Origin of the sequence: Ancylothrix sp. D3o (assembly GCF_025370775.1) — a bacterium.
GTDB lineage: Bacteria > Cyanobacteriota > Cyanobacteriia > Cyanobacteriales > Oscillatoriaceae > Ancylothrix.
On the sequence record NZ_JAMXEX010000008.1, the window covers coordinates 78,701 to 105,349 of the forward strand.

General features: G+C 44.0%; 20 protein-coding genes. 11 read left to right on the forward strand and 9 right to left on the reverse strand.

What is annotated here, in order from left to right; all coding sequences use genetic code 11:
• Positions 1 to 103: 103 nt before the first annotated feature.
• The gene (locus NG798_RS15255; protein ID WP_261224533.1) at positions 104 to 868 is read left to right on the forward strand and encodes a proteasome-type protease; all 765 of its coding nucleotides are present in this window, start codon (positions 104 to 106) and stop codon (positions 866 to 868) included.
• On the opposite strand, the gene NG798_RS15260 is transcribed toward NG798_RS15255, so the two are convergent.
• Positions 865 to 1,650: a 5-formyltetrahydrofolate cyclo-ligase gene (locus NG798_RS15260; RefSeq protein WP_261224534.1), complete on the reverse strand. Its 786-nt coding sequence runs from the start codon at positions 1,648 to 1,650 to the stop codon at positions 865 to 867. The two genes, NG798_RS15255 and NG798_RS15260, sit on opposite strands and share 4 nt — an antisense overlap.
• 71 nt (positions 1,651 to 1,721) lie before the next feature.
• On the opposite strand from NG798_RS15260, the gene NG798_RS15265 reads away from it, so the two are divergent.
• Positions 1,722 to 2,681 (forward strand): ROK family protein, encoded by a 960-nt coding sequence (locus tag NG798_RS15265; RefSeq protein ID WP_261224535.1) that lies wholly within the window; start codon positions 1,722 to 1,724, stop codon positions 2,679 to 2,681.
• A 333-nt stretch (positions 2,682 to 3,014) separates the two neighbouring features.
• Here NG798_RS15265 and NG798_RS15270 read toward each other — a convergent pair whose 3' ends face one another.
• The 3 genes from NG798_RS15270 to NG798_RS15280 form a co-directional block, all read right to left on the reverse strand.
• Positions 3,015 to 3,236, reverse strand: coding sequence for a hypothetical protein (locus tag NG798_RS15270; RefSeq protein ID WP_261224536.1), 222 nt, complete (start codon positions 3,234 to 3,236; stop codon positions 3,015 to 3,017).
• Positions 3,237 to 3,485: 249 nt separating this feature from the next.
• Positions 3,486 to 4,157, reverse strand: a complete 672-nt coding sequence (locus NG798_RS15275) for an HAD family hydrolase (RefSeq protein ID WP_375338969.1) — start codon at positions 4,155 to 4,157, stop codon at positions 3,486 to 3,488.
• Positions 4,158 to 4,353: 196 nt separating this feature from the next.
• A complete protein-coding gene (locus NG798_RS15280) occupies positions 4,354 to 4,569 on the reverse strand; it encodes a hypothetical protein (protein WP_261224537.1) in 216 nt (71 codons plus the stop codon).
• 291 nt (positions 4,570 to 4,860) lie between these two features.
• Between NG798_RS15280 and NG798_RS15285 the strand changes: the two genes are divergently transcribed.
• Positions 4,861 to 6,060: an NAD(P)/FAD-dependent oxidoreductase gene (locus NG798_RS15285; RefSeq protein WP_261224538.1), complete on the forward strand. Its 1,200-nt coding sequence runs from the start codon at positions 4,861 to 4,863 to the stop codon at positions 6,058 to 6,060.
• Positions 6,061 to 6,121: 61 nt separating this feature from the next.
• Entirely contained in the window at positions 6,122 to 7,684 is a 1,563-nt protein-coding gene (gene ggt / locus NG798_RS15290; RefSeq protein ID WP_261224539.1) for a gamma-glutamyltransferase, read from the forward strand.
• On the opposite strand, the gene NG798_RS15295 is transcribed toward ggt, so the two are convergent.
• Entirely contained in the window at positions 7,629 to 8,285 is a 657-nt protein-coding gene (locus tag NG798_RS15295; RefSeq protein WP_261224540.1) for a COP23 domain-containing protein, read from the reverse strand. The genes ggt and NG798_RS15295 overlap by 56 nt on opposite strands.
• Before the next feature lie 462 nt (positions 8,286 to 8,747).
• On the opposite strand from NG798_RS15295, the gene NG798_RS15300 reads away from it, so the two are divergent.
• On the forward strand, positions 8,748 to 14,432 hold the full coding sequence (locus NG798_RS15300) for a PAS domain S-box protein (RefSeq protein WP_261224541.1): 5,685 nt from the start codon (positions 8,748 to 8,750) through the stop codon (positions 14,430 to 14,432).
• Positions 14,433 to 14,857: 425 nt separating this feature from the next.
• Here the strand turns inward: NG798_RS15300 and NG798_RS15305 are convergent, their stop codons facing one another.
• Entirely contained in the window at positions 14,858 to 15,625 is a 768-nt protein-coding gene (locus NG798_RS15305; RefSeq protein WP_261224542.1) for a hypothetical protein, read from the reverse strand.
• Between the two features lie 226 nt (positions 15,626 to 15,851).
• Entirely contained in the window at positions 15,852 to 16,058 is a 207-nt protein-coding gene (locus NG798_RS15310; protein ID WP_317619601.1) for a hypothetical protein, read from the reverse strand.
• A gap of 364 nt (positions 16,059 to 16,422) precedes the next feature.
• Between NG798_RS15310 and NG798_RS15315 the strand changes: the two genes are divergently transcribed.
• The 4 genes from NG798_RS15315 (at position 16,423) to NG798_RS15330 (ending at position 22,667) form a co-directional block, all read left to right on the forward strand.
• Positions 16,423 to 17,415, forward strand: a complete 993-nt coding sequence (locus NG798_RS15315; RefSeq protein ID WP_261224543.1) for a putative 2-dehydropantoate 2-reductase — start codon at positions 16,423 to 16,425, stop codon at positions 17,413 to 17,415.
• A gap of 7 nt (positions 17,416 to 17,422) precedes the next feature.
• Complete coding sequence (locus tag NG798_RS15320; protein ID WP_261224544.1) at positions 17,423 to 17,746, forward strand: nucleoside triphosphate pyrophosphohydrolase; 324 nt, start codon at positions 17,423 to 17,425, stop codon at positions 17,744 to 17,746.
• A gap of 24 nt (positions 17,747 to 17,770) precedes the next feature.
• Entirely contained in the window at positions 17,771 to 18,811 is a 1,041-nt protein-coding gene (locus NG798_RS15325; RefSeq protein ID WP_261224545.1) for an acyl-CoA dehydrogenase family protein, read from the forward strand.
• Positions 18,812 to 18,935: 124 nt separating this feature from the next.
• Entirely contained in the window at positions 18,936 to 22,667 is a 3,732-nt protein-coding gene (locus NG798_RS15330) for a sugar-binding domain-containing protein (RefSeq protein WP_261224546.1), read from the forward strand.
• A gap of 56 nt (positions 22,668 to 22,723) precedes the next feature.
• On the opposite strand, the gene NG798_RS15335 is transcribed toward NG798_RS15330, so the two are convergent.
• Positions 22,724 to 23,452, reverse strand: coding sequence for a DUF3386 domain-containing protein (locus NG798_RS15335; protein WP_261224547.1), 729 nt, complete (start codon positions 23,450 to 23,452; stop codon positions 22,724 to 22,726).
• Between the two features lie 508 nt (positions 23,453 to 23,960).
• On the reverse strand, positions 23,961 to 24,722 hold the full coding sequence (locus tag NG798_RS15340; RefSeq protein WP_261224548.1) for a Uma2 family endonuclease: 762 nt from the start codon (positions 24,720 to 24,722) through the stop codon (positions 23,961 to 23,963).
• A 225-nt stretch (positions 24,723 to 24,947) separates the two neighbouring features.
• Here NG798_RS15340 and surE point away from each other — a divergent pair, with 225 nt between their 5' ends.
• Both surE and NG798_RS15350 read left to right on the forward strand, forming a co-directional pair.
• Positions 24,948 to 25,625: a 5'/3'-nucleotidase SurE gene (surE, locus tag NG798_RS15345; protein ID WP_261224549.1), complete on the forward strand. Its 678-nt coding sequence runs from the start codon at positions 24,948 to 24,950 to the stop codon at positions 25,623 to 25,625.
• A gap of 84 nt (positions 25,626 to 25,709) precedes the next feature.
• A complete protein-coding gene (locus tag NG798_RS15350; RefSeq protein WP_261224550.1) occupies positions 25,710 to 26,645 on the forward strand; it encodes an NAD-dependent epimerase/dehydratase family protein in 936 nt (311 codons plus the stop codon).
• Positions 26,646 to 26,649 lie beyond the last annotated feature (4 nt).

Here is a 26,649-nt window from a genome sequence, read left to right on the forward strand (position 1 = left end):
GGGTCAAGGGGGGTCATTTGACGAAGGACTAAGGACTAAGGACAAATGACCAAAAAAAGGTAAAATTAGCACCCAGACGAAAATTAAAACTCAACAATTGCAGATGACTTATTGCCTCGGTATTCTGTCTCGTTTTGGTTTAGTAATGGCGGCAGACTCTCGCACAAATGCCGGTGTAGATTACATTTCTACATATCAAAAAATGTTTGATTTTTCTAATCCCGGTGAGCGAGTTTTGATGATTTGTACCTCTGGCAACTTATCTATTACCCAAGCCGTTATTACCATGCTGCGAAAAGACTTGCGAGTGCAAGAAGAAATAAATTTGCACAGCTTGCAAAGTATGTATGAAGTAGCTCGCTATATTGGCAGCAAAAGTCGGCAAATCATCGAACAGGATAAACCTTGGTTAAAACAAGACGGAATTAACGCCCAAGCGAGTATGCTTCTCGGCGGTCAAATTAAAGGCGAAGACCCTGAACTCTACATGATTTATACTCAGGGAAACTGCATTCACGCCTCCAAAGAAACACCGTTTTTACAAATTGGTGAAACCAAATATGGTAAACCAATATTAGACCGTACCTTAAGTTTTAATACCTCTTTAGAAGCGGCGGCAAAATGTGCTTTGCTTTCCATAGATTCAACCATGAAATCAAACATTTCTGTCGGCCCGCCGATTAATTTAATGATGTATGAAACAGATAGTTTTGCCATTCGCCACCAGCTACAATTGCGTCTCGGAGATCCTTATCTCGCCAAAATTCGCAAGCTTTGGGAAGAACACCTAAAAACAGCTTTTGATGATATGCCTAATATTGATTGGCAACATGAAGAACAAAGCCAGCCGGATCAAATGATTGATTAAAAATATAGGTTGGGTTTCATAACCCAGCCAGCCTCTTTCCACTCTCGTAAAATCGGGATATTTTCGTATTGTTCTGGGCGGATCATTTCCCTGTTTAAACCTTGGGGACGCGGGTAAGTTGTCTTGGTTTCAATAATATCAAACGGCGTAATAATCCAATTTAAAGGCCAGTCGTGATCCTCGATAGGTAAACGGGAATTTTCCACAATTTGTAAACGGTGAACCGCAGTTACAATCGGTGTTTTTTCTGTAATTAAGCCAAATTCTGCTAACATTGCTAACTCTAAATCAGCAAACCCTGCACCTTTGCCGGTTCTTCCACCATTTCGCGTCACCGCAACACATCCAACGGTTACTAAATCAACCGGCAGCATTTCTTCAAAACTTACCAATCTTCCATAACTCAACGCTTTTTTAGCAATAGCAGCTTCCTCCAAAGAAATATTCCTTTGCTGCAAATTTTCTGCTGTTAACTCAACAAAACACCGGCGCGTTGTTAACTGCGGAACCGCCATATATAAGCGCTTTCCATCTTGCAAAGCACGCAAACGAATCGGCATACAGGGAGAATCGGGATTACATTTAATCACATTTGCTTCCTGCCAAATAGATAAACCGGCCAGCTTTTCCGCAGCCTTTTCGCAGCCTTTAAAATTAGGAATATGGCCCTGTGGATTCCGCAGACAAATATTCTCTTTGTAAAGCAATGACCAAATTTCTGCCCTTAAACGGTCTTTTTGTTGGTGTCGTCCTTGCCATTTATTACTGGGAGGTATAAACATTTTTCGGGAAAGTAAAAGTGCAATAAAATATTAACAAAACTCTGAACTCATAACAATAAGGAGTCCCCACCGTGTTAATTTTAGCCCTTGATTTTGGCGGCACAAAACTTGCCGCAGCCGTTGTAAAAAAAGGCGACCGGCACTTTCAATCCTACCAGCGCACCCTCTCACCTCCCAAAGCCAACAGCAGCACAGATATTCAAATTATGCGCTCATTGGCCCTGGAATTATTAAACGGCGAGAAACCGGCAGCCATTGGCGTTAGTTTTGGTGGGCCGGTGGATTTTAAAACCGGCACCGTTCGCCTTTCCCATCACGTTGACGGTTGGGAAAACACCCCCCTCAAACAAATCCTTGAAAATGAATTTCAAGCCCCCGCCAGCGTTGATAATGATGCCAATGTTGCCGCCCTTGGCGAACACCGTTATGGGGCCGGTATCAATTACGAAAGCCTCTGTTATATCACCGTCAGCACAGGAGTAGGAGGCGGTTGGATACTTAACAGCAAACCTTGGCGAGGTAGTGGAGGAATGGCCGGTGAAATTGGCCATACAGTTGTTGATCCTTCGGGCCCCCTTTGCCTTTGTGGAAAACGCGGATGTGTCGAGCGATTAGCATCTGGCCCTTACATGGCCCAAGAAGCCAGAACCCGCTTACAAATCGATTTGAATTGTGGGCATATTCTGCGAAGAATCTGCCAATACCAACCAGAAAATATTACAGGATTACTAATAAATCAAGCCGCAGAAAACGGCGATAAAATTGCTATTGAAATCTTAAAAAAAGCCGGTTGGGCTTTGGGAGTTGGCATTGGCAACGCAGCCAATTTAATCAACCCTCAACGCTTTATTTTAGGAGGCGGAGTCACAAAAGCCGGCCCGCATTTTTGGGAAACTGTGCAGCAAGTCGCCAGACAAATTGCTTTACCAGAAGTTGAGTTTGAAATTGTAAGCGCCGCCTTGGGTGATGAAGCGCCGCTGTGGGGTGCAGTTGCTATGGCAGAAGATTTATTAAATAAAAGCAGCGAATAGTTAGAATACCAGATCCGATTTACACAAAGCCGGAAAGACGTAAAGCGCGGAAAGACGTAAAGCGAGGAACGTCTCTACATCTGCGTTTATCTGCTATAGGATGCGGTTAAAAAAACCCCAACAAAAAGAGCCTATTAAAATCGGCTTTGTTATAACGCAGGCAAAATGTCAACCCCCCAGAGGTAAGGATATCGGATTTGGGAGAAAAGATATTAGCAAAAAAAATTGCCCCTCGCGTTGCCAACAGAGGGGCGTAAAAAATTGAGATTTTTAACAAGTTAATAATATAAAATCCTTGTTTTTTTGATTTGATGGCATTTTGGACAGGGGAAGTTAGGAAACACCGGCCGGTACGGCTTCTGATTGAGGGGATAAATTAACAACTTCTTCCACATCTTCCCAAGTTGAACTAAAAGGAGAAACCGCCAAAGAACAAGCTTTCCAGCTTCCTTGCACCTGCACATCAAGTTGCTGACAATAGCCACCCCGGCGCCCTTCAATGCCATAAAATCGGCAGTGGCGGCAAGTCGAAGCCAAACTTATGCGGTTATTCATAAAATTTTTTACAGATGAGAAGGTTTGTATTACAGTATGAACGTTCTCCGTCGGTTGGTTGGTAGTTTAGGTATCATTTCGGGCCGTCAAATATTAAAAAATTATGTAATTTAAGATTTAGCCAAAAATTAGTGATCCCCGTCACATTTTCATAGCGATCTCATTCACTAGAAACCTGCCGATAGCTTCAGGGAATTTTATTTAAAAGCCGGCTATTCAGCCAGAAGCACAAAAAGCCGGCCCCATCATTTAGATCACAAAATTTCCACTTCCCAAGATTTCCCACAATTGCTGATCAGTAAAATCAGGAATAGTTATAGAAGCACCGGCCTCAATCAAAAGAGCCGGCTCATGGCTAGAAGTCACCCCCACCGTAAAAATTCCAGCCCCGGCAGCCGAGCGAATACCAGAAGGCGAATCCTCAAAAGCAATAGCCTCAGAAGCAGAAACACCTAACTGTTTCAAAGCCAATAAATAAGGAGCCGGATCAGGCTTCCCCACCGGCAACTCCGAAGCCAAAATCACCGGCTCAAACTTATCCTCAACCTTCAAAACCCCCAACATAAACTCAACATTTTCGCGCGGAGCATTCGTCACCAAAGCCACTTTTAACCCTGAATCTTCCACCCATTGCAACAACTCCATCAAACCAGAAATCGGTTGAAGATCAAGAGCAATACGGCGAAAATAAGCCTCCTTTTCATCAGCCACCCGTTGACCTTCTGCCGCAGAAAGTTGAGGTAAAATATCAGCAACAATCACAGGATTAAGCCGGCCACTAATTTTAGCCTTATAAAACTCATCATCAATTTCTAACCCATAATTTCGCAAAAACTCTTGCCAAGTCAAAAAATGGATCGGGTCAGTATTCGCCAAAGTCCCATCCAAATCAAAAAGAGCAGCCTTTAACATATAACTCATCCTTACCTAGTGCATCGTTCATTGTTCCTGTTTCCTCAAAAAAAAACAATACCCTCGGCACCATATAACCAGCAAAACCTTAAAAAAAAGCCTTTTTGCATCCCTGGCTATCTACTCATTTTAAATACAAAAATACACAGAGAAAAAAATACTCTGTGTACCTTTTGGCAACAATTCTAGGGGGATCAGAAAAACCTTAAAACCAAGTCCCACACATAGAATCAACAACAGACGCCGGCTTATCTTGATTTTTTTCCCTACAAATCAAAACCTTAGCCAAACGTTGCTCCGAATAAAAGCGATGAGCAAACCACCCCAGCGGAGCACCCAAAATCAGCGCGCCCAAAATCACACCCGTAATCAAACTCTGAATTAAATTATGTCTCTTAATGGTATTTTCTGTCATCATCATTACCCTTAAATAAACTCACCTTTTTATAAAGAAAACAAATTTTTAAAAAACCTCCTTCCCCCAAAATGCTTATTTTTGGCTATTTTTAACTATGCCGATAGAAAGGATTAAGAGAAATTTGGATTTTAGATTTTAGATTTTAGATGAAAACAAACCAGTCGGATAAAGGATTTCAGGCTTTTGATATCTATCATTTTTTTTGCAAAACTGGAGAAGCTATTTTTTTAACCGAAAACCCCCTGAGTCTGGTAACGTCTAAACAAGCGTGAAATCATCGACAATCGAGGCAGAATGTTAAATTACGATGTCATCGTCTGCGGAGCAGGGCCAGCCGGTGCAAGCGCAGCAGCAGCAGCAGCCAGTCAAGGCTTAAAAGTCGCCCTCCTTGAAAAACAACCCCTACCGCGTCACAAAACCTGCGGCGGCGGAATGCCTATGGTAGTCGGAGACGTACTCAAAAACATTGCACCCGATGCTTTTGTGGAGTCACAAGTGCGCTATATGCGCCACACATGGATGTTTAATGAAGCCTACTTAGCAGATATCAATCCCCCCGGCACCTCTCCCGATATTTGTTTATGGATGGTACAGCGGTCAATTTTTGATAACGCACTCGCACAAAGAGCAGTAAAAGCCGGTGCAGAATTACGAGATAATTTAGCAGTAAAAAGCATCGAAATTGAACCAGACGGCGCCATCGTGCGAGCCTCATCCATGAAAACCGGCACCAATTTTGAAGCCAAAGCCAAACACATCATCGGTGCCGATGGTGCCAGCGGCATCACAGCAAAAATTGCCAACTTACGCCGCAAAAAAGCAATGGCAATCGCTATCGAAATTGAACATCCCTACGACTGGAAAAATAACCATCCCGATGTCACGCCAGAAATTATCCATTTAGAATATGGAGCAATAAAAAACGGTTATGCCTGGATATTTCCCAAAGCAGATCACTTAAATATCGGGGCCGGTTTATTCCATCAAGGTATGTGGAAATCTCGCTCTAATATTGAAATAAGGGCCGATTTAGAAAAAGCTATTTTCAATTACCTAGACTTATTTGGCATTGCCTACCAACCCGAAAAAATGAAATTTCATGGCCATCCCTTACCGCTTTGGCAAGGCAAAGAACAACGCCACACCCCCGATGAAAGAATCTTATTAGCAGGAGATGCAGCAGGCTTAATTAACCCCCTCTTTGGCGACGGCATTTTACACGCCATCAAAAGCGGTTTAATAGCTGCTGAATGCGTCGCTCAAAACGACGTCAAAAATTATAGCCAGCGCATCAATTCTGAGTTTGCACCAAAATTTGAGCCGGCCTCAAAATTAGCGAGTTTCTTTTACAAAATGCCGCATTTATGTTACCAATACGGCGTTAAACGCCCCAATGCAACCCGTATTGCTGCACGCCTCTTGATGGACGAACTTGATTTTAATGATATGACAGGCCGGTTTATGGGAAGAATTGGTAAAGCCATGATTGGTTAATTTGTTAGGGTGGGTTTTGCCCACCGGCCCCCCAATTCCTAATTTTAAATAACCCAAAAATATGACAAATAAATCTTGTGGAGTCATCGCCACCGGCCACCCAAAAACAGCAGAAGCCGGCCAAGAAATCTTAAAACAAGGAGGCAACGCCTTTGATGCAGCCATCGCCGCAATATTAGCCTCCTTTGTCGCCGAACCCATGTTAACCTCCGTCGCGGGAGGCGGGTTTCTTTTAGCACATACCCACAAAAACCAAAATATTCTCTTTGACTTTTTCACCCAAACACCGCGCCACAAAAAACTCATTTCCGAACTTAATTTTTATCCCATTTATGCCAACTTTGGTACAACCCTCCAAGAATTTCATATCGGCTTAGGATCAATGGCAGTCCCCGGAAACTTAGCCGGCCTTTTTCATATTCACAAAAGATTAGCAACCTTACCCTTTAAAACTCTTGCTGAACCGGCCATTCACTACGCCCAAAATGGCATAGAAATGGAACCCTTTCAAGCCTATTGTTTAAACACCCTACTCAAACCCATAATGATCGCCACCCCAGAAGCAGCAAAAGTCTTTGCCCCAAAAGGCAACTTATTGCAAACCGGCGACAAATTAATAATGAAAGATTTAGCAGCAACTTTAACTTATTTAGCCGAAAAAGGCGACAGAGAATTTTACGAAGGAGAAATCGCCCATCAACTCATCAAAGACTGTCAACAACAAGGCGGACACCTAACCCTAGAAGACTTAAAAAATTACCAAGTTATTGAAAGAAACCCCCTCTTAATTAACTATCGCGGCAACAGCTTTTTAACCAACCCTCCCCCAAGTTCCGGCGGCGCCCTCATAGCCTTTGCCTTAGAACTTTTATCCCAACTTGATTTAACCACAGTTGAATTTGGCAGCAGCCGGCATTTACAGATTTTAGCAGAAGTAATGCGCCTGACAAATCAAGCCAGAAAAGCCAACCTTGACGGCAATCTTTATCAAGAAAACATTGCCCAAAAATTTATAGATCCTGCCAACCTAACCCCCTACGAACAAGCCTTAAAACAAACAGTCAATAAATGGGGAAGCACCACCCATATCAGCATCGTAGATAAATTTGGAAATGCTGCCAGCGTCACCACATCTAACGGCGAAGGTTCCGGTTATATGATACCCGGCACTGCTATCATGGTTAATAATATGTTAGGTGAAGAAGATTTAAACCCCCAAGGCTTCCATCAATGGCCCGAAAATGTCCGCATTTCTTCCATGATGGCTCCCACCTTGGTTTTAAAAGATAACTTGCCAGAAATCGTTTTAGGTTCCGGTGGATCAAACAGAATTAGAACCGCAATATTTCAAGTGATTTCTAATATAATTGACTTTAAAATGCCCGTCGCAGAAGCCGTCAACAGTCCGCGAACCCATTGGGAAAACGACACCTTTCACCTAGAGCCAGGATTTGATACTGAAGCGATTAAAACTACCCGTTTTAGTGAAAATACAAACTTAGTTTTATGGCAGGAAAAAAATATGTTTTTTGGCGGCGTTCATACCATCCTCTCAACACCAGAACTGATCAGCGGAGCCGGAGATCCCAGACGCGCCGGGGCTGTGAGAAAGGTTCACGAGTGAATTTATAATCATCTTTATCAGCTTTTAAATATTCCCTTTCCCAAGCTTGTAAACTAAAATAAGGCTGGGGGTTAATATCATTAAGCGCATGACCGGCAAGCTGTAAAATAGTCGGATCTAACTGTTTAAATTGGAAATTAGTTAACTTTTCTAAAAATTGATAAGGCTGGGAATTATACTGGCTTGCATCCTCCGGAGTCAGCGTAAACAAAACATTAGACACATTACAACCTTTTTGGGAATTGTTAACAAAACAAAGCACCGTATTTCCCTTGACTCTTCCCACAGTCAAAAGCAAATTATTTAAACTGCCGTTATTTTGGGCCACCACATTTGTTAAACGCTCAGAAAAAAGGTTACAAGCAAAACCAGGCGGGATATTCGGCGGGAAATTGTTTCGATGCCACATAAACAAAGCCGCTTCTCTTTCACCTTTTTGAGCAACCGTAATAAAAAAATCTGTGCCATAAGGTAGACACTTAAAAACCGTAGATTGATATTCGATTTCTAGCACCCTAACCGGCGGCACAAAAGATTGAGCAGCAGCTTTATATGTCCCTGACACATATAAAGTTAGCGTTGCTGCAAAAAAATTAGCCAAAAACTTAAAAATCATTAAAATAAAACCAAAGTTATCCCAAACAAAGGGTTAAACTATTAGTCGTTAAAAAAATCCTAGAGTTCCGCCCGCACCAGCCCGCATCAACAGCCCATGATTTCACCACCACAACCAGCAACCGCCCTGAGAAAAAGCCGGTATAATATTTCTTGGCTTCATAACAAAGACGTCTGGCAAAAAACAAAGCAGCCGATGGCTAAACCCCCCATCAAGGCCAGTTTTGTTTACATTTTGTGATAAACTTTAACCAGACAGAACCGGCATTTGCCGCGATCCCTCCTAACAACTAACAACAAACTTTTCGATTTCTTCAGGCCGCTTGCCCCTTAGCTAGATAATTCTCCTCTGGCAAGGCAAAAGAACTCAAACAAAACCCTCTGGCTGGAAAAATTTATCCCAACCAGCCAGACTCATAAACCGATGGCCTATATTCAGAACAAGATAATGAAATCCAATGTTCACCACTTAATAGAAACCTTAGATGCCATCGTCTGGGAAAAAGATCCAGCAACCCTGGAATTTATCGAGATAAACCGGCCCGCCGAATTTATCTTTGGCTATCCCATCAGCCGGTGGTTAACAGAAAAAAACTTTATTGCCAACCACATCCACCCAGAAGATACCCCGCGAGTTTTTGAATTTTATCACAAACTTGCCAACAGCGAAAAAGCCCAAGAAATTGAATACAGAATTTTCGACGCCACCGGCAACATTATTTGCTTAAGAGATCGCGTCAAAGCAATTAAAAATCAAACCGGCCAAATTGAAAAACTCGCCGGCTTCACCGTAGAAATTTCCGAAATCAAACAACAAATCCAAACCCAAACTCAACCAACCCAAGAACTCTTTTACACCAGCCTAGACAACCTGCTTGACGGTTTTGCCATCCTCCGAACTATCCGCAACGAAAGCGGCCAAATTATAGACTTTAAATTTGAATATATCAACCCAGCCGGTTGCGCCAACAGCCAACTAAGCCAAGAACAACACATCGGAAAAAGCCTCTGCGAACTATTTCCAGATCACCTCACCAACGGCCTTTTTCAAGAATACTGTCAAGTCGTAGAAACCGGCCAACCCCTGATCAAAGAATCCCTAATTTATGAAGCCCATAACCACCAACAACACCTAAGCGGAGCCTACGATCTTCGCGCCGCCAAATCAGGAGACGGCATAGTAGTCACCTGGAGAAACATCACAGAACGCAAACCTACAGACGTTCCAGACGTTCCAGCGGAACGTCTCTACCAAAAACTACAACGCTACCAAACAGAATTAAACCAAATTCTCGATAACGTCCCCGTCATTATAGCCCGCCTTGATAAACAACTTCGTTATTTATATATAAACACCGCCATTACCAAAGCCACCGGCCTAACCCCAGAAAACTTTATCGGAAAAACACCTCAAGAAATAAGCTGCTGTTTGCCAGAAAGCTATCAGCAGTGGGTGCAAAAATATCAACAAGCCTTAATCTCCAAACAACCCCAAAGAAACGAACTAGAATGGATTTCCTCAACCGGAGAAATTAATTATTTTTCCTGTCAAATTATCCCCGAAATAGACCAACAAGGCGAAGTCGAAAGCCTATTAGGAATCTGCTACGACATCACCCCCCTCAAAAAAGCCCAACAAACAAGTACAGACGTTCCGCCGGAACGTCTCTACGAAGCCCTACTCCAACAAATGCCAGCCGGCATCATGGTAGCCCTAGCTCCTTCTGGCAAACTCGTATTAATGAACCAACAAGTCAAAAAAATCATGCACGGGGAGTACCCCCAAGCAGAAAAACTCGAAGACTATCCCACCGAAAACTTAAAAGCATTTTATCCAGACGGGCAACCCTACACCATAGAACAACTGCCCCTCGTGCGAGCCATCACAACCGGCGAAATTATCATAGACGAAGAAATAGAGCTTCAGCTACCCGATGGCAACCAAATCACCACCTTAGTCAGCGCTTCCCCCATCCGCGATCAGCAAGGAGCCATCATAGCCGGAGTCGTTAGCTTTTACGACATCAGCGAACAAAAACGCTCCCAAGAAAATTTACGGCTTTATAGCGATCTCGTTAAAAACGTACCCGTCTCCCTAAGCGTTTGGCAACTAGAAAACAACAACGACCCCGGATCATTTCGCCTCAAAGCCTGTAACGCCGCAGCAAACCAAGCAACAAAAATCAACCTCCAAAACTATATCGGCACAACCATAGCCGAAAGTTTTCCCGCCACCCTGCAAACCGGATTACCTGAACAATATGCCGAAGTCGTCCGCACCGGCATCATCAAAAACATCCCAGAAATTTATTATCCAGACCAACATCCCATCGCCGGTTATTACTCACTCAAAATCTTTCCCCTCCCCAACAACAGCGTCGGGTTAGCCGTAGAAAACATCACAGAGCGCAAACAACTCGAACAAGCCCTGCAAAAAAGCGAAGCAAAATTTCGCCAACTCGCAGAATTCATGCCCCTGATTGTCTGGTGCGCCAAACCAGACGGAGCCATAGACTACATTAACCAACGCGGCTCCTCATACACCGGCCTAAACCGAGAAAACATGGAGGGCTGGGAGTGGCAAACCGTCGTGCATCCCGAAGACCTGCCAACCACCCTCAAACGCTGGGGACACAGCATACAAACCGGCCAACCCTACGAAATTGAATTTCGGCTACGGCAATATTCAGACGGACAATATCGCTGGCACATCGGACGAGCCGAAGCGATACCCGATGCTTCCGGCAACATCCAAGGCTGGTTTGGAAGCTGCACCGATATCCACGACCAAAAAATCACCACCGAAAAAGCCCAATTCCGCAGCGAAGTAAGCGCCCTCCTGGCAAACTCCCCCAACATCGAAACAGCCCTTCAATCCCTAGTCAACCTTGCCTTACCCACCTTTGCTGACTATTGTGCCATCGACCAACAGCAAAGCGATGGCAGCTTGTGTCGGATAGCCGCCAGCACCAATGCCAACCTCGAACAGCTTTTGAGCCAAATTCAAGAACATTTCCCCAACCAGCGCAGCCCAAGACACCGGCTCTCGCAAGTCTGGCAAACCGGCCAACCCTACCTAGTCTCCGAAATTACCCCCGAACACCTCCAAGAGTGCGCCGCTGACTCGGAACACCTAGAAATCCTGCAACAATTAGGCATAAAATCTTTGATGAGCCTGCCATTGATTGCCCGCGAGCGCCTGTTGGGAGCCATCCACTTTGCCAGCACCACAGAAGGATGCCGGTATAACGAAACAGACCTGACATGGGCGCTTGATATCGCCCGCCGCATCGCCGTCGCCATCGACAACGCCCAGCTTTATCAACAAACCCAAGAAGCCGAACGCCGCAAAGACGAATCCCTCGCCCTGCTCAACGCCTTACTCGAAGGAGCGCCGGTGGGCCTTGCCTTTTTTGACAAAAATCTTCGTTTTGTCCGCATAAACAACTTCCTCGCCTCCCTCAACGGACTACCTGCCGAACTTCATATCGGACGCTTACTTGATGATGTGATGCCAGCAGAACAAGCTGAGTGGATAAAGACCCGAATGCAGCAAGTGCTAGAAACCGGCCAGCCCCTGTTAAACCTGGAACTCAGCGGCCCGAAAGTATCCAATCCCGAAGAATTAGTCCACATGGTCGTCAACTATTATCCCGTGTGTGCCACCAACGGCGAAATCATGGGCGTTGGCTGCGCCATTGCCGACATTAGCGACCTCAAACACGCCGAAATCGCCCTACGCCAAAGTCAAGAACGCTTCCGTCGGGTGTTTTCTTCTAACATGATTGGCATGGGATTTTGGAATGTATCCGGCGGCATTATCGAAGCCAATGATGCTTTCCTAGATTTAATCGGTTACACTCGTGAAGATTTGTTATCAGCAAAGCTAAGTTGGCAAGAAATAACGCCGCCTAAATACCAATTACTCGACAGAGAGGGAATTGAAGAATGTTTAGAAAAAGGCATTTGTACGCCCTATGAAAAAGAATATATCTGCAAAGATGGATCGCTTGTGCCGATTTTAAGTGGGGCTGCGCTTTTTGAAAACTCTCAAGAAAGTGGGGTCTTTTTTGTATTGGATCTCAGCGAACGCAAAAAAGCAGAACAAGCCCTGCGAGAAAGCGAAACTCGGTTTCGGACAATGGCAGATAATTCACCGGCTTTTATTTGGATGGCTGACCTCGATGGTCACTGCACTTATTTTAATCGTCCTTGGTTGGAATTTAATGGTTATGCGACGCTGGAAGAATCTTTGCAAAAAGGCTGGTTAGATAGAATGCACCCTGCGGATATTCCGCGTTGCATGGAGCTTTATTGGAAAGCTTTTAATGCTCGTGAAAGTGTGGAAATGGAATACCGGCAAAAACGCGCCGACGGACAATATCGCTGGATATTTGACACCGGCGTGCCACTCTATGCACCGGATGGTAGTTTTAGCGGTTACATTGGCTCAGGAATTGATATTACCGAACGCCGGGAAGCCGAAGAAAGACTTTATGAAACAAATTTAACTCTCAATCGTTTGATTCAATCTTGCCCGTTAGCAATTACAGTTTTTGACATGGAAACGGGGATTGTAAAAATGTGGAACCCAGCCGCTGAAAGGATTTTTGGCTGGAGTGCCTCAGAAGCTATTGGCCAGTTTCTTCCTTCTGTTTCACAGGAAAAATTAAAGGAATTTTTGGAAAATCTGGAGGTGATAAAAAAAGAAGGTGAAGTGGCTGCACAAGAGGCAAAACGTCTTCACAAAAGTGGCAAAGTGGTGGATGTGGCAATTTGGGGGGCGCGGCTGGTGGATGCAAATCATAATATGAGTTGCTTGTCAATTATTGCGGATATTACTGAGGGCAAACGCCTGGAAGCTGAACGAAATCAACTTTTGATCCGCGAACAAGCTGCCCGCGAACAAGCTGAAAAAGCTAACCGAGTTAAGGATGAGTTTTTGGCGGTTCTTTCTCACGAATTGCGTTCACCTTTGAATGCAATTTTAGGCTGGGCACAGATGCTTCGTTCGCGCAAGTGTAATGAAGCAATGACGAGTAAGGCGCTGGAGACTATTGAGCGCAATGCTCGTTTACAAAGTCAATTAATTGAGGATTTGTTGGATGTTTCACGGATTTTGCGGGGCAAAGTTTCGCTGTCGGTTACGCCGGTGAATGTGGCAAGTGTGATTGAGGCGGCTGTGGATACGGTTCGCTTATCGGCAGCGGCAAAATCAATTGAAATTGACCGGTTTATTGAGCCTAATGTGGGTTTGGTGGCGGGGGATGCGGGCCGGTTGCAGCAAGTGTTTTGGAATTTACTTTCTAATGCGATTAAGTTTACTCCTGATGGTGGGCGGATGGAAATTCGTGTGTCGAAAGTCAGGATTAATGGGAACCAGACAAACGAAGGTCAAGATGTCGCCCTGGTGGTTCCTAAGTTTCGATTACCGATGACGAATTTTGCCCAAATTCAAGTGATTGATACCGGCAAAGGGATTTCTGTTGAGTTTTTGCCGTTTGTGTTTGAATACTTCCGTCAGGCCGATAGCTCCAGTACGCGGGCGCACGGGGGTTTGGGGTTGGGATTAGCGATTGTGCGGCACTTGGTAGAATTACATGGCGGAACGGTGAAGGCAGACAGCAAGGGAGAAGGTGAGGGGTCAACGTTTACGGTGTGGTTGCCGTTGCTCCCTACCAAAAAAAGCGGTACTTTTTCAGAAGAGTTGCGGGATGAAAATACCAGTCCTTCTGGTGCTTTGCTGACCGGCCTGCAAGTGTTGGTGCTAGATGATGATACGGATTCGCGGGATTATATCACGGCGGTGCTTGAGGAGGCCGGTGCGGTGGTCCAGACGGCTGCCGATGTGGATGCGGCTATAATTTCGCTTTGTCGGGTGAAACCGGATGTGCTGGTTAGTGATATAGGAATGCCTGGGCAAGATGGTTATACTTTTATTCGCCGTGTGAGAGCGCTGGAGGCTGGATGGCGGGGGAATATTCCGGCGGTGGCGCTGACGGCTTATGCAACGGATGATGACCGCCGCAGGGCGCTGGAGGCCGGTTTCCAACAGCATCTTGCTAAGCCGGTGCAGCCTGATGAGTTGGTTAGGGTGGTGGCCGGTTTAAGCGGGCGCTCTGGGGATTTGTAGACGGAAAAATTCAAGATTTATTACCTATAAAATCCGGATTTTTTATACCAAAAAACAAACCATTACCCAAAAAACAAGCAAAAGTCATAAGTAGAAGCACTTAATTATTTGTAGGATGGGTAGAGCGTAAGCAAAACCCATCAACGCCTCTGTTGGGTTTCGTTCCTCTACCCAACCTACAATACATCCAGAGTTTAATTAAGTTGACTTACTTATCGGCGTTAATCTCTGGGGCGGGCATCTTGCCTGCTGTACATCTGCGGTTTAAAAAAATCAACCCTTAAGCTAAAAATCCAGAAAATTCAAAAAAAGACCCTGTTTAAATTCAATTTAGGCTCACCAGAGTCAACAAAAAAGACAGGGGAATTTTTTCATAGTGTTTTTTTAGACAAACTCCCCTTGTCTTGTTGAGTGAAAGTTTGTTGTTAAAGGGTGGCTTTTGGGATGGCAGTTTCTTGCACTTTTGTTTCATAAAAACGCTGCGCTGCATAACCCAAGGTGTAAAATATAGCAGCATTGCTACCGGCCCCAATAGCAGCACCGGCAACCGGCACATTTCGCAATACTCCTAAACCAAGTTTGAGGGCTTCGGAACCGCCTAAACCTAAACCAAAAATTGCTAAGACTTCGCCTTTGCGAGAGGCTGCTTGTAAGTCCATTCCGTAAGCGGCGGCGATTTGATAAATCATTTCGGCTTGCAGTTGCGTGGTGGCTGCAAGATCAATGGCTAAAAGTGCTAAGGCGATGCCTGGGACGAGGCTGCTTAGTAAACCAATGCCACCGGCTTGTAGGGCTTTTTCGCTAATAATTCTGCCGGCGATTTGATTGGGGGTTTCGGTGGGGTTTTCTTGCCTTAGTTTGTTGACGGCGGCTTCAGCTTTTGAGACATCAATTTGCCCTATTAAACCCAACAACCACTCGGCGCGGAATAATTTAAGGCTGTTTTTGAGCAAAGGATTTTCGCCAATGAGGTGCAGAACGCGACCGGTTTCTTCTGTGCTTTTCTCAAATATTTCTCGCGCTTGTTGGCTGGCGGTTTCTGCATTGGCGGCGGCTGAGTTGGCACCGGCTGCTATCATTTTGCTTAGTTCTTCTAAGGCTTTGGCACTTAATTCGCAAACCGGCCCTCCTTGGGGGTTGTTGTTTGAGGCCGGTTCGGTTTTTTCAAATGTGTTTGGCTGTGAATTTACCATGTTTCGCTTCCTCTACTGTTGTACTTTTAGCGTAGCGAGAAAGCGAGGGTGTACGCCTGTATCTCGTGGAAGAAAATGTTGTGCAGCGGGCTGACTTTTCACCGGCCCCGCCATGCCCTCTGCCCAAAAAGTTTGACTATATTTAACCGCGTTTTTCGCTGAATATATATAAATTTAACTACAGAGTATAAAATCTTTAAAACCAGGCAGAGCCGGCTAGCCGGTTTTAGTCAACAACTCTGAGTAAGCCGCGTTGCAAGGCATCAAAAACGCGATTAATTTTCATTTGATCTTCGAGGCTGATGCAAGTTTGAGAAAGCAGCGCAGACATAAACCGGCGTTGATCGGCGCGGGTGATGCGGTGAGAGCTAAAAATTCTCTCAATGACTTGATCGAGAGGATCTGGACTTAAAGGCGCTTGAGCTTCCATCATAGCTTTTCTGTCTCTACTTACACTTTTATTTTAGTCACTTGAATCCTTGGGCCGGTGCGATCCATATCTACGGTGAGGTGTGATTGTGATCACTGTTAAATGAGGCTAGGTTAGCATAAGTGCTACTTGATGTTTAATTAAATATAAGTTAAATAAATATTCCCCATTTGTCTCACTTAAGGAGGATTTGATGGCAGGGGGTGAAAGGGGGTTCAAAAAAGTTTTGGGTGCATTTAGGCGTTATATTAATAAACACAATTTGCCCTATTTCAATTTGTTTTTGGGATGGGGTAATTGTAGGTAAGCTGTGGCTGTGGTTGTCCCGCCAGAGATAGAAATAAGTGTAAAAATGGAGAATTTGAAAATGGGAGAATTTTTAGAAGTTATGCCCAAGGCTGATAAATGTTATGCAATTGTTGGCACCGGCGCCATTGGTGGTTTTTATGGGGCAAAATTGCAACAGTCGGGGTTAGATGTGCATTTTTTGCTACATAGTGATTATGATTATGTACGCCGGCATGGGTTAGTAGTAGAGTCGCCTCAAGGAAATATTATTTTACCCCAAGTTAAGGCTTATCAAAATGCGAAAGATATGCCGAAATGTGATGTAGTTATGGTGGCGCTGAAGACAACACGCAATCATATTTTGCCAGAAATATTGCCATTTTTATTAAAAGATAACGGCGTAGTGTTGCTGTTGCAAAATGGTTTTGGTGTGGAGGAAGAAATTAGTAAAATTAGCGGCAATGCAAAGGTAATTGGGGGAATGTGTTTTATTTGTTCTAATAAAATTGGGGCCGGTTATATCCGCCATTTAGATTATAGTATGATTAGCCTAGGAGAATATGCCCCCAATTATCAACCGGCAGGAATTACGCCAAACATGAAAGAAATTGCCGCAGATTTTGAAGCGGCGGGCATACCCATAGAGTTATCGGAAGATTTGCTGTTGGCGCGGTGGAAAAAGTTAGTTTGGAATATTCCTTATAATGGTCTTTCTGTAGTTTTGGATGCTCGCACGGATGAAATGATGAACGATCCAGATATCCGATTTTTAACAGAAGAATTGATGCAGGAAGTTGTTGCAGGAGCTAAAGCCTATCAGCGGATTATTCCAGAAAGTTTTATGGAAAAAATGCTGGATCATACCGCCAAAATGACACCCTACCGCACAAGCATGAAAATAGATTATGATGAAAAACGACCGCTGGAAGTTGAGGCAATTTTTGGCACGCCTTTACGAAAAGCTGAGGAGGCTGGGGTTGAGTTGCCAAAGATTTCAATGCTTTACCGGCAGTTAAAATTTCTTGACCGGCAAAATCGCTTTTCTGGGAAAGATAATATACAAAAGGGGTGAAGTTTTTATGAAAAAAGAGTATAAAAAATTAGTCAGAGATCGCATTCCTGAAATTATCCGAGAAGCGGGGCGCGATTGCGAAATAGAAACGCTTTCAGAAACTCAATACCGCTTGGCTTTGCGCGATAAACTAATTGAGGAAGCGCAGGAAGTGAGGGGGGCTTTAAATCAGGAAGATTTGATTAAAGAGTTGGCAGATTTGTCTGAGGTGATTGAGGCAATTATACAAGAAAGTGGGATATCAAAAGAAGTGGTTTTAGCTGAACAAAAAAAGCGACGAACCGAACGCGGTGGTTTTGAAAATCGCACACAGTTAATTTGGGTAGATTAGGAAGCTTTGGCAGGAATTTTTGGCATGGATGAGGAGCAAAAATTGTTAGAAATTGCTGAGGGTTATTTCCGCGAAGAAATTGCCCCCAAGGCAAATTTAATGGATAGTCAACCAGCGGCACTTTTGGAGGGGTTAAAAAATTTAGGTGAGCGAGGTTTGTTGGCGTTGCGGGTGGGGGGAATGAGTGAGATAAAGTTTCGCCGATTTCAAGAAATGGCGGCGAGATATTCGGGGGCGTTGGCTTTTTTGCAAACACAACATCAGTCTGCCGGCGGGATGATTGTTAAGAGTGAAAATCAAGAGTTGAAACAGGAAGTTTTGCCGTTTTTAGCTACGGGAAATCGTTTAATTGGGGTCGGTTTTTCGCAGTTGCGGCGTTTAGGTGAGCCGGTGTTAAAAGCGGTGCCATTGGCTGGGGGATATGAGTTAAATGGGTTTATTCCTTGGATTACTGGATTTGATTTTTTTGGAGAGTTTATTGCTGGGGCAATGTTAGAAGATGGGCGGTCTGTTTTTGGGCTGATGCCGTTGAAAAATAGTCAGCAAAAAACGGGGGGAAAACTTGTTTTAAGTCAGCCGATGGAATTGGCGGCAATGGCATCGACAAATACGGTGACAGCAGAAATTAGTAATTGGTTTTTAGCAGAAAATAAGGTGTTGTTTGTGAAACCGGCTGGCTGGATTCATGCCCAAGATAAACAGAATGTTTTACATCACAGTTTTTTTGCTTTGGGTTGTGCGAGAGCGGCGCTTGATATTATAGAAAATACGGCAAAAATTAAAGAATTGCCTGTTATTTGGGAAGCGCTGATGGCACTGGAGAGAGAATTAAATACCTGCCGCACGGAAATTTTTAATGAGAGGGCACACAATGCCTTACAATTGAGGGCGTGGGCAATTGATTTAGCAAGCCGGTGTGCCACTGCTGCCGTCACGGTTGCCGGTGGAGCGGCAAACTACAAACACCACGCCGCACAACGGGTTTATCGAGAGGCGCTTGTCTTTACGGTTTCTGGCCAAACAACAGCGGTGATGGAGGCAACTTTGGGCCGGTTAGTTCGTTAAGAAAAGTGGAGAGAAAGTGATTAAAAAGTCAGCTAAATTTTTGGGAATATTTTTATTAACTATTCTTGTATTTTTTGGATTTAATACAAAAGTGCAAGAAGGTAAAACTGTAGACTGTCCAGCTATGCAGATTTCAACAAATACGATAGCAGAAGTTGGCAAAATTAGCAATAATAAACGAGGGGAAATTTATTTAAATGGAGTGTGGCAATTTGAACCGGCCATCGGGGAGGCGCAACAACCGCCGGCGGACGGTTGGGGAACCATTCGGGTGCCGGGAGATTGGCGCCGAGAAAATCACGACTCTACCCCCGGAGTGCTGAAGCGTGGCACCGGCATTGCTTGGGATAATTTTGATGGACAACAATTATCAAAAGCCTGGTATCAACAAACAATTAATATCCCCCAAAATTGGCAAAATCGCCGCATTTTATTAGATGTAAGAAGACTCAGTACAAATGCCCTTGTTTTTGTGAATGGTATTCAGTGTGGGGCTGTTAATTGGCCCTATGGTGCGGTGGATATTTCCACAGTTGCCAAAGCCGGTAAAGATGTGGTTTTGAGTTTATTAGTAACGGCGGCTCAAGATGAAAAAGAAACCACCGTTATTATGGGGCCAAATGAAATTTATAAAACCGAAGCAAAGCTGGCTTCGCGGGGATTAATCGGGGAAGTTCGTTTATTAAGTTTGCCCACCGGCCCGTATATTAGTGATGTATTTATTCAGCCTTCTACGCGCAATAAACAAGTTAAATTAGATGTAGAAATTAGCGGGTTTCAGTCGGCAGGGGCGGTGGAACTTATCGCTAAAATGTTAAATGAAAAAGGGGAAACTGAAAAAGAATTTAAAGCAACAGCCAACCTAATCGCACAAGACAAACAAATTATTAAAGCAAGTTGGAATTGGGAAAAGCCGCGTTTGTGGGATGTAGGAAAAGCTAATTTATACACGATGCAGTTGCAAGTCAAAGGCAACGGAATTGAGGATCAATACGATCAAGAATTTGGGTTTAGAGAGTTTTGGATAGAAGGGAGAAAGTTTTATTTAAACGGTACAGAAATTCGCTGGCGACCAACTATGTATTATGACACTTGGGCGAGTGGAATTCCTGAAGTAGCAAACCGGCTGATTGATAGTTATATTTGGGCTGGATTTAATATTGCTGAGTTATGGCCTTGGAACCACGATGAAAGAGGAAAATGGCATTTTCGAGAAATTTTTGCCGAATGTGCAGATCGCAAAGGTTTTCCCTTAATGGGAACGGCTTTAAATATGACAGATTTCTTGCGAAATAATCAATGGAAATCCCCTGAAATTAAGCAAGAATGGGAGCAAAAAATGCTCACAGACTTACGCCGGTATCGCAATCACCCGTCAATTTTATTTTGGGCAACCAATGCTAATTATTTTGGACATACCGATGACCAAAACCCCCGCCGAATTGGCAAAAAAAATATTGAAGGAACGCTGGGAGACGTTGAAGATAAGCGTTTAAGCCAAATTATACCCCTGGGAGAAGAAGCAGCCAAAGAAATTAAAAAATATGACCCCACAAGGCCGGTTATGTTTCACCAAGGTGCGACAGTAGGCGATATTTACGCGCTCAATTCTTATTTAAACATGATTCCTTTACAAGAGCGGGAAGAATGGCTTTCTGAGTGGGCAAAAAATGGCGATATGCCCTATATGGTGGTGGAATTTGGAACGCCCTTACACGCCACAATGATGCGGGCAAGAAGTGGGTTTAGAAATGTTATTGTCAGCGAACCTTTAATGACAGAATTTAGCGCAATTTATTTAGGAAAGCAAGCTTATGAGTTGGAAACACCGGCCTACCGAAATAAAATCCGCGAGTTATTTGTCAAAGATCAAGAATATAAAAGCTGGCATTTTAACCCGGAATTAGATTTTGCACCGGCATTTCAAAAACTGCTGCAATTATTTAGCACAAATACTTGGCGAAGTTGGCGAACAATGGGCATCACCGGCGGGATGATTCCTTGGAATGATGGGCACGGATGGCAAGTTTCCGAAGCGGGGAAAGAAAAACAAACTTTAGAACCTTTTAAAGCCGGTCAAAGAGGCGTTTATTATCCCCTAGTTCCGAAACGGTTTATCTATAAATATGAGACGGAGGCAAATAAAATTCAACCGGGCGGAATTGCCCTTTTAGAAAATAACGGCCCTACCTTAGCTTGGATTGCTGGATCTGCCACAGCTTTTACAGAAAAAAACCACAACTTTATCCCCGGACAAAAACTACAAAAACAAGCCGCCTTGCTGAATGATACCCGCAACAAACAAGATTTTTCTGTTGATTGGGAGATAAGAGTGGCCGGTGAAAATGTCAGCAACGGTCAAAAAAAGGGAAATATTGAGCCGGCCCAAACTTTATTTATCCCCATTGAAGCAACCTTACCCAAAACTCTCAACGGCGAAAAAGTCGAGGGAGAAATAATTTTAAAAGCCACAATTGGCAACAGCAAACATCAAGATCGTTTTGGCTTCCGTGTTTTTGATGCCCAGAAAAACCAATCGGCCAAAAATGAAACTTTAACAGTGTTTGATCCCGTCGGTAAAACCAGCCAAATGCTGCAAAAATTGGGTTATAAACTTGAACCTTGGGATGGCAAAGCAAACACTAATCTTTTAATCATTGGCCGAGAAAGCTTATCGAGCAACCAAAAACTACCAGGGAGTTTAGAAAGTTTTATCAGCAGCGGTGGTAAAGCAATTATGTTTACCCAAAACCCCGAATGGCTGCAAAAAAATATGGGTTTTCGCACTTCACCGCATTTAAGCCGGCGTGTTTTTCCTATTGATAAAGAGCATCCGGTTATTAAAGGTTTAGATCAAGAAGATTTGCGCGACTGGACAGGAGAAAGTACCCTCACCGAAGCTTATCCAAATACGCTTAATGGCGGCACGAAAAAAAATCCGCACGGCACACCTTGGTATGGTTGGCATTGGGGAAATCGCGGTGCTATTAGCAGTGTTCCTATCGAAAAACCCCACAATAGCGGATGGCGAGCGATTTTACAATCAGAGTTTGATTTGGCTTATACGCCATTGATGGAATTGGATTATGGTAAGGGCCGGCTTATTTTAACAACCTTGGATTTAGAAGATCATTATGCCCTTGATCCGGTGCCGGTGAAACTCACAAACCAGTTAATTAATTATGCCAAAACTGCAAATTTGCCCTTAACAGGAGACAAAATTACTTTAATTGGCAGTGATGAAGATGCCAAAAAATTAGATACTTTGGGAGTCCTTTATACACGCTCAGATTCTTTACCAACAGAGGCAGGTTTAGTAATTATGGGCACCGATGGAAATGTCAAAGATCAGTTTTTACAGCCCTATCTAAATAATGGCGGCAAAGTCTTTTTTATGCCCCGTAAATTTCCTTTGGATGCTTTGGGAGTGCGGTTAAAAGAAGTTAACAATTTTTCTGGCATTGTTTCCCCTCCCAACTGGCCGGAATTTCGCGGTTTAGATGTGGCTGATTTACGCTCAAGAGCAGCTTATAATACAAACTTGATTCAGTCAGGTGGAGAAGTTGGCGCAGAGGGTTTATTTAGCCGGTTTACGGTTGGCAAAGGCATCGCCCTTTTCTCGCAAATGAATCCCGAAGATTTACAGGCAGATGTGAATACCTATTTGCGCTATACCCGCTGGCGACAAACCCGCACTACCGCTCAAATTATTGCCAATATGGGGGCAAATTTTAAGACGGATCAAGCAGTTTTAAAAAGCTTAAATGGCAACGTCTCATCTGTTAATTATTACCACCCAGACTATCGTACCGATTTTGATTTAGGCGATGATCCCTATCGTTATTACCGTTGGTAATCCTTGATAAGGTGGGCCTAGCCCACCCTACTTTTAGGAAGCGATTAAAACTGACGCTATGACAACAATTTGATGTCGGTAAAATTAATATCGGTGGTGGTTTCTTGACCGGCTTGGAAATGACGAATTGTTTGATGAGTGGGAATATAATAATCTCCCACTTTTTTGTAAGTATCTTGGTATTCTATTTGTTCGAGTTCATCTCCCGTTTGTACATAATGAAAAGCCGCACGATAGCGCTTACCCAAATAGCCGGCCGGTGTATCTTGCCAGTCCAATAAATCAACCCGCACAGCCACCGGCCCCATAATGCGATTTACCTGAATAATTTTTCCGTCTTTGAGTTGATAATAAGACGGACTACCTTTGCCATGTTGGTCAATTTCTATCGTCTCATTCGTGGAAGTTTTGCCAAAAGTAAAAGTGTGTTCTTTGTGGGCAATTTTAAACGGAAGCGTGCGCCGGTGAGTAATAAGCATCCGCAATTGATCGCTGACTGTAGCCTGGAATTTTGGATTTTCAATGCCCGTCAATTCTATGCTTAAATCTGGATTAATGCGAGTTTGGGCTTGATAGACTTCCTGCTTTTCTTTGATTTCAACCGTCGCCGTGTAGCCCGGAAATTTATTGTCCCAAGTATAGCGACTGTTATAGGCGTTGCGGAAAACATCAAAAGCGGCTGGATCAGCCGCCGTGCCGGTTTGAGCGAAAGCCGGGGAATTCAACCCCCAGCCCGCAACTATCACCAGCAAAATAACAATTAACTGTTTGAGTAGTTTTTGCATGATTTCTAAAGAATTGGCGCAAAATTCCCCCTATAGGCTGGGGGATAGGTTCACTGCTATTACAATTATTTATCAAAGTGAGCCGGGAAAACGCGCAATTTTTACCTTTTTGCCTCCCAGAGTCATGTTTTTTGCCAAATTCCATTGCAGTGCTTAACAGAGAGTTTTCAAAAGTTATTGTTATTCTAAACCCTGCATATTCATAAGTTCGGAATGTTCCGCAACCAAATCAGCATGAGCGCAATCAAAAGACGCAATAAATTGAGATTCCAGCAACACAAGCTGCTATTTAACAGGAAAGTTATGCAAAGCCAACAAACAAGCCGATAACAATCTGCGTTTATCTGCTATAGGATGCGGTTAAAAAACTCATACTTCTAAAAACCAGGCTTATCTTAGAAATCTGGTTTTTAGCCGCGCAAAGTGAAAAAAGCTATAAAAAAATAGCCCGCCGGTGTGAGCTATTTCTAGGGTTCATAACATTAAAAAAAAGCCGGCAAGCCACTATTTATCCATTCAACAAATCAGGATCAACACCCAACTGTCGCAACTGTTCAGCCAAAAGCTCAGCCCGACGTTGAGCCAATTCTTTCTGCCGTTTTTCCTCCTCTAATAACCCTTGGGTTTCTCGCAACTGATCCTCAGCAAAAGCCGCTCTTTCAGCACCCGTTGGCAGCACATTTCCATCAGCATCACACCAACGTAACCAAACCTCCTCCTTATCTTCAAAAACACCTTCCCACAAAATCAAACCCAAACCCACTTGTCTCAGCCAAGTTCCACTCAACGGAACATAGCGAAAACCCTGCAACTCAAAAATTTGTAAAACCTCATTTCCCAACTGCCGACTCGGATCAAAAACCACATAATAACTAACCCGCATCCGCTCATAAGTTAACAACTTACTTCCTAACTCATTGCCCTCTTTATTAGAAACAATTTCAATCACAACCTCCGGTACTTTGCCAAACTCCCAAACCAAATAAGAGCGATTTTTTTTCTCCCACCAATTGTCAGGAATTTGCACATCCAAACTCAAAAACATATCCGGCACCACCGGCGGCGAACCCACAGCCCAAAAAACCCCCACATTTGCCGCTGCTAAAAACTTTATTTCCGCCCCCAAAATCTGCGGCGTACTGTAAAGAACTGTAGTTAATAAACGCTGTTGTTTTTCTGAACCAAAATTATCCACAGGCGTATCATCTTCCGTAATAAGGTGAGTAATATCTGGTGCCAGTCCTACCTCAGTCGTCAACACTTCTGACATAAAATTAGGTAAACTCCAACGAAACCTTATAAACCACAGCCTAGCATATTTTAAAAATTACTTGATTTATCACAAAAAGCCGATAAATAGACCCAAAAACGGGCTTTTTAACCCCCATCTGCTTTCTTTTTACCTTATCAACCGGCACCCCTGCACCCCTCCTACAAAAATAAGTCTTAAATTGCGTTAACTTTATAAAAGTAAAATTTCCCAAAACCCCCATTTATGACCCTAATATTAACCAACGACGACGGCATAGACGCCCCAGGCATCAAAGCCCTACAAAAAGCAGTCAACCAACAAGCAATTATTGTCGCCCCCACAACAGAATGGTCAGGATGCGGGCACCGCGTCACCACCACCGAACCCATCGAAATATATCAACGCTCTCAAAACGAATATGCCATCACCGGCACCCCCGCCGACTGCACCCGAATAGCAATTACACACATCTGTCCACAAGTCAAATGGGTACTCGCAGGAATTAACGCCGGTGGCAACATGGGAACCGACGTTTATATATCAGGAACCTGCGCCGCCGTCCGCGAAGCCGCCATGCACAAAATCCCCGCCATTGCCATCTCCCATTGGATAAAAAAACCCCTGATCATCGATTGGGAATTAGCCGCAAAATGGACAGCAGACGTATTATCAAAACTCTTCACAATTCCCATAGAAACCGGCACCTTTTGGAACGTCAATCTACCCCACATAGAACCAGGAACCCCAGAACCAGAAATCGTCTTTTGTCAACCCTCCATAGACCCCTTACCCGTCAAATATCACCTCGAAGGAAACAAATTTTCTTACTGCGGAGAATACGGCAAACGAACACGAACCCCCGGCACCGACGTAGACATTTGCTTTTCAGGAAAAATCGCCATCACCCAAATACGACTTTAAAAAAAACCTGCACCCATCTAAGCTATAATCTGAAAACAAAATCACAAAAATCACTGCACTTACTCAAAGAGGAACACAAAAAAAATGCGTATTTTAATCATGGGCGGAACCCGATTTATCGGAGTTTATCTCACCAAAATATTAGCCCAACAAGGCCACGACATCACCCTATTTAATCGCGGCAAAAAACCGGCCCCCGTTGAAAACAGCAAACAAATACACGGCGACAGAACCGATGCCACTCAAATAAAAGACAAACTTGCCGGCCAAGAATTTGATGCAGTTTTTGACAACAACGGACGCGAACTAAGCGACACCCAACCCCTCGCAGACCTCTTTAAAGGACGCATTCAACACTTTGTTTACATGAGTTCTGCCGGCGTTTATTTAAAATCCGATCAAATGCCCCACATCGAAGGCGACCCCATCGATCCAAAAAGCCGGCATAAAGGCAAAAACGACACCGAAAACTACCTAGCAGAACAAGCATTACCCTACACCTCCATCCGCCCCACTTATATCTACGGCCCCCAAAATTATAACGACCTCGAAGCCTGGTTTTTTGACCGCATTGTGCGCGACCGGCCCGTACCAATTCCCGGCACCGGCAACAACTTTACCCAATTCGGACACTGCCAAGATTTAGCAACAGCAATGGCAGCCGTTTTAGGCAACCAAAAAGCCATCGGCCAAACCTATAACATCTCAGGCGAAAGATACGTTACCTTTGATGGATTAGCCAAAGCCTGCGCCGAAGCCTGCGGCAAATCACCAGACAGCATCAAAATCGTTCATTATGACCCCAAAAAATTTGACTTCGGCAAACGTAAAGCCTTCCCGATGCGCGTTCAACACTTCTTTGCCAGCATCGAAAAAGCCAAAAAAGAGTTAAATTGGCAACCCCAATACGATTTAGTTTCAGGCTTAAAAGACTCATTCCAAAACGACTATCTGCTTTCCAAACGCGACCAAGCAGAAATCGACTTTTCTTGTGATGACGAAATTTTAGCAGCCGGTTAATTCT